General features: G+C 73.6%; 4 protein-coding genes and 1 riboswitch. Of the genes, 3 read left to right on the forward strand and 1 reads right to left on the reverse strand.

Annotated elements, in window-relative coordinates; translation table 11 throughout:
* Nucleotides 1–215: 215 nt before the first annotated feature.
* On the reverse strand, nucleotides 216–1,613 hold the full coding sequence (locus VFE05_11160) for an FAD-dependent oxidoreductase (protein ID HET6230618.1): 1,398 nt from the start codon (nucleotides 1,611–1,613) through the stop codon (nucleotides 216–218).
* A gap of 486 nt (nucleotides 1,614–2,099) precedes the next feature.
* Nucleotides 2,100–2,257, forward strand: a riboswitch (cobalamin riboswitch).
* A gap of 146 nt (nucleotides 2,258–2,403) precedes the next feature.
* Here VFE05_11160 and VFE05_11165 point away from each other — a divergent pair.
* From VFE05_11165 to VFE05_11175, 3 genes are all read left to right on the forward strand, one after another.
* Entirely contained in the window at nucleotides 2,404–3,369 is a 966-nt protein-coding gene (locus VFE05_11165) for a cobalamin-binding protein (GenBank protein ID HET6230619.1), read from the forward strand.
* Nucleotides 3,366–4,352 carry an iron ABC transporter permease gene (locus VFE05_11170; protein HET6230620.1) on the forward strand — a complete coding sequence of 329 codons (987 nt, stop codon included), beginning with the start codon at nucleotides 3,366–3,368 and terminating at the stop codon, nucleotides 4,350–4,352. Before VFE05_11165 ends, VFE05_11170 begins: the two co-directional genes overlap by 4 nt.
* On the forward strand, nucleotides 4,349–4,905 hold a 557-nt coding region (locus VFE05_11175), incomplete at its 3' end, for an ABC transporter ATP-binding protein (protein HET6230621.1). The genes VFE05_11170 and VFE05_11175, both read left to right, overlap by 4 nt.

The raw sequence follows: 4,905 nt of genomic DNA on the forward strand, positions 1-4,905 counted from the left end.
CGGCTAAAGCCGCGGGCTACGACGGCACGAAGCCCACGGGCGTGGGCTGCTACCGATGGTCCGAGCCGCTTCGGGCGAGACTCCGCGAAGGTAAGCCGATCTATCCGGATTCCGTTATTGACGGCGGAAGCCATCGGAAGCGCGGGAGATGCAAGTGGGCCGGCACTCCCACGGAGGAGTGCCGGCCCGCGTTCGATTCCGGAAGTGAAGGCGGGCTACTCGCCGCGGAGCCTGTGGACGATCTTCTGCGCGGCCTGCTCGCCGGAGCGGACAGCGCCCTCCATCAGGCCGTGCATCTCCGTGGCGCGCTCGGTGCCCGCCCAGTAGATGCGGCCGTGCGGCTCGTGCAGCACCTGGCCGTACGAGGTGAGCACGCCGGGCGCGAAGTGCGAGATCATCCCTCCCTTGGACCATTCCTCGGCGGACCAGTCGGTCTCCACGTAGTCCAGCGGCCGGCCCGCTGCCTCGTCGCCGAAACGGACCGCCAGCTCCCGCAGCCACAGCTCCTTGCGACGGTCCGGGTCCATCGCCGCCATCTCGACGGCCTTGGGGCCGATGGCGTAGCTGCTCAGGATGCCGCGCGGCGGCGGCGCGTCCGTGGTGGGCGACGGCGGCGACTGGTCGATGCTCACCGCCACGGGCGACTGCGGCGCGGCGCTCTGGCCGCTGAGCCCGGCGTCGCGCCAGAACGGGCGGTCGTAGACGGTCACCACGCGGAAGATGGCGCCGGCCGGCATGCCGCGCATGAGGTGCCCGTACGCGTCGGGCAGCGGCGGGTCGTACTCGATCTCCCCCGCCAGCACGGGCGGGGCGGTGACGATGACGTACCCGGCGCGCACCGTCACGCCGTCCGCCACCACCTCCACGCCCCCGTCCGTGTGCGCGATGCGGCGCACCGGCGCGGAGGTGTGCAGCGCGCCGCCCAGCTCCTCGCCCAGGCGGCGGGCGACCTCGGGCGTGCCGCCGCCGTCCACCAGGTGCGTCTCGGTGATGGATGCGTCGATGTAGTAGAGGAAGCCGTCGCCACGCCCGCCGCGGGCCAGCACCATGCCGCCCAGCAGCGAGACGAGCGACAGGTCGGACGAGAAGAGCAGCCCCAGCGTGGTCCGCAGCAGCGTCCGCGCGCGCTCGGACGGCACGTTCCACCACGACGAGATCCACCCCTCCAGCGTCTGCGCGTCCAGCTCGCGCGCGCCGGGCGCGTCCCACGGGCGGTCCAGGGGCAGCCCGGCGGCCATCTCGTTCAGCCGCGCGTACGCGATGCCCAGGCACGCCAGGGCCCACCACCAGGCGGGGTCGGAGGCCAGCTCGCCGAACTTCGCGTTGCGCCCGTCCAGCCGCATCAGCAGGTCGCCGTCGTCGTACTGCGGGTAGACGCCCAGGCCCACCTTGCCCACCAGGTCGAACATCCGCGCCTGGTCCTTTCCCAGCCACGTCCCGCCCACCGACACGGTGGTTCCGTCGCCGAGCGTCTTGCCCCACACCCTGCCGCCCACGCGGCCGCGGGCTTCCAGCACGGCGACGGTTCTGCCCTCGCTTACGAGGTGGCGTGCGGCGGCAAGGCCGGCGAACCCCGCGCCCACCACGCACACGTCTACATCGCGCTCGATCATCTGCCCGCCTTCATTGCAGGAAGGAATGCACGGCCACGTGGATGCGAGGGAGAAGATGCCGGCGGCCGTGCCCGCGCACAACGCTCACGTGAGACGCGGACGTGAGATGCGGCGCGGCGCGAAAGAACGGCGTTCGGGCGATGCGAATCTCCAGAGGAGCGAGATCGGTCGATCGGAATCGCCACAAGGGAGGGCTTCGGGCGATTCGCATCTCTGGAGGAGGGTGGGAGCGCGGACGAAGGTCGTGGGAGGACACGAAACGAGAAGCGCGCTGCCCCGGGTGGGCGGCGCGCTCCGATCGTCGTCCCGTCCGGTGGCGGAGGGTTACCGCAGGCCGCCGCGGTCTTGGCTGCCGCGCAGATGGTCGTCGCCCAGCGCACGTCGCCGCTGTGGTGCACGTCGGCCTCCTCGCGGCGCCGCTCTCCTTGCCTCCGCCGTGCAGGCCGGATAGGTTTGCGGAGTTGTCAGAAGCGAGGAGGGCCTATCGGAAGCCGGTGTGAATCCGGCGCGGCCCCGCCACTGTGAGAGGACCGGCGCATGCGCCGGACAGGCCCGCTCCGCGGAGGGATTCGTCCCGCCGTGAACGCCACTAGGACCCAGCGAGGTCCCGGGAAGGCGAGCGACGCTGCCTCGAGCCAGGAGACCGGCCCCCTTCGCTCCCGCACGCAGCCCCCTCGCGGGAGGGGAGCGGGGTCCGATCCGGCCGGCGAAGCGCCCCACGCGGGGCGTGCGTCTCCCCATCGTGCCCGTTCCCTCTCCCGTTCAGACACGGGAAAAAGGACGGGCATTCTTGTTTTCGGCAGCCATCCGCGAGCGGACGGTCGGGCGGCGCGGCGCGGCATGGGTCGCGGCGCTGGCCCTGCCGTGCGCGCTGGCGGCGTGCGGCGGGACGGGAGATGCGAAGCGGGCCGTATCCGCATCTCCCGACAGCGCCGTGTCCGTCGTGGACGACGCGGGGCACACCGTCACGCTGCCGCACCCCGCACGCCGCATCGTCTCCCTGGTCCCCAGCGCGACGGAGACGCTGCTGGCGCTGGGGGCGCGTGGCGCGCTCGTCGGCCGCAACGACTTCGACAAGGGGATGGGGATCGACTCGCTGCCGTCGGTGGGCGGGGGGATGGACCCCAGCTTGGAGCGGCTGGTGGCGCTGCGGCCGGACGTGGTGGTGGGCTGGAATGCGGGCAGCGACCCGGCGGCGCGGCAGCGGATCGAGGCGCTGGGCATCCGCCTCTTCGCGCTGAAGACCGAGGACACGACCGACGTCTTCCGCGCCGTCCGCAGCCTGGGCGCGCTCACCGGCCGCCGCACAAGTGCCGACTCGCTGTCCGCGTCGATGCGGCGGGGCCTGGCCGATGTTGCGGCGTCGGTCGCGGGCAAGCCGCGGCCGCGCGTGTTCTTCGTCGTCTGGAACGACCCACCCATGACGGCGGGGCCGCGGACGTACGTGGCGCAGCTCATCGGCGTGGCGGGGGGGACGAACACGTTCGCGGACGCGGCGCGCCAGTGGCCCACCGTGTCGCTGGAGGAGATCGTGCGCCGCGACCCCGACGTGGTCGTCCTGCCGCAGGGCGAGAAGGGGGCCGCCGCCAGCATCGCCGCGCTGCGTGGAGCCCCTGGCTGGCGCGAGCTGCGGGCGATGAAGGACGGGCACGCCGTGACCGTCCCGGCGGACCTCGTCAACCGCCCTGGCCCGCACATCGCCGAGGCGGCGAGGGCGCTGGCGGCGGCGCTGCATCCGGACGCGGCAAGCCCGTGAGGCCCGCGCTGCGCCTGGCGCTCCTCGCCCTCGGCCTCGTCGCCGCGCTGCTCCTGGGCATCCGCCTGGGCGCGGTGCGGCTGTCCGTGCGCGAGATCGTGGACGCCGCGCGCGGGCTGGGCGACCCCACGACCGTCGCCATCGTGCGCGGGCTGCGGCTGCCGCGCTCGCTCCAGGCGGCGCTGGTGGGCGGGGCGCTGGCGGTGAGCGGCGCCGTGTTCCAGGCCCTGCTCCGCAACCCGCTGGCCGAGCCGTACATCCTGGGCGTCTCGGGCGGCGCGGCGGTCGGGGCCGTGGGCGCGCTCGTCACCGGCGGCGTGCTCGCGTCCGCCGGCTCCGTCTCAGGCGCGGCGTTCGCGGGCGCCATCTTCGCCATCCTCCTCGTGTTCCGCATCGCCGCGTCCGTCGGCAAGACGCTGGACACGCGCATCCTCCTCCTCGCAGGTGTGGTGACCGGCGCGTTCTTCAACGCCGTAATCCTCCTCGCGCTCACCTTTGCGGACGCGGACTCGTTCCGCTCCGCGATGTTCTGGATGATGGGCAGCTTCTCCGGCGCGACGTGGGCGTCCGACGCCACGCTCGCCGCGGCGATGCTGCCCGCCGTGGCCATCCTCGTCGCGCTCGCCCGCCCGCTCAACCTGCTCTCCGTGGGCGAGGAAACCGCGGCGTACCTGGGCACCTCGGTGGAGCGGACGAAGCTGATCGCGTACGGCGTCGCGTCGCTGCTCACGGCCGCCGCCGTCGCCGCCGCGGGCGTGATCGGCTTCGTGGGCCTCGTCATCCCGCACGTGATTCGCCTGCTGTGGGGCGGCGACCACCGCTTCCTCATCCCCGCATCTCTCCTTCTCGGCGCCACGTTCCTGGTGCTGGCGGACGCTCTGGCGCGCACGGCCGCCGCGCCGACCGAGCTTCCCGTGGGCGTCGTGACGGCCTTCGTGGGCGTGCCGTTCTTCGTCTTCCTGCTGCGGCGGAGGGCGGCGTGAGCTGGCGCTGCGAGGGCCTGGCGTTCCGCTACCCGGACTCCGCCCGCGCGGCGGTGGACGGCGTGAGCCTGGAGATCCCCGGCGGCGCGTGCACGGCGGTCCTCGGCCCCAACGGCTCGGGAAAGTCCACGCTGCTCCGCCTGCTTCTCGGCACGCTTACGCCGGAGCGCGGCACGGTGCAGTTCCGCGGGCGCGCCGTGGCGGCATGGCCGCGGGTGGAGATGGCGCGCGAGGTGGGCGTGGTGCCGCAGGGGGAGGAGCTGGCCTTCCCCATCCTCGTGCGCGAGCTGGTGGCGATGGGCCGCTACCCCTACCTCGGGAGCTGGCGCCGCGAGGGGCCGGACGACCGGAGGGCGGTGGAGGAGGCCATGCGCCGCTGCGACGTCCTGCACCTGGCCGGGCGCCCCGTCTCCACCCTCTCCGGGGGGGAGCAGCAGCGCGCGCGCGTCGCCCGGGCGCTGGCCCAGGAGCCGAGCGTACTCGCGCTCGACGAGCCCACCGCCTCGCTCGACATCAGCCACGAGATGTCGATCTTCGAGCTCCTGCGGGAGCT

It is taken from the genome of Longimicrobiaceae bacterium, from assembly GCA_035696245.1.
Taxonomy (GTDB): domain Bacteria; phylum Gemmatimonadota; class Gemmatimonadetes; order Longimicrobiales; family Longimicrobiaceae; genus DASRQW01.

Bases quoted from the DNA above. Each gene is read 5' to 3' on its own strand.
- VFE05_11160 (HET6230618.1), bottom strand. From the start codon at position 1,613: ATGATCGAGCGCGATGTAGACGTGTGCGTGGTGGGCGCGGGGTTCGCC.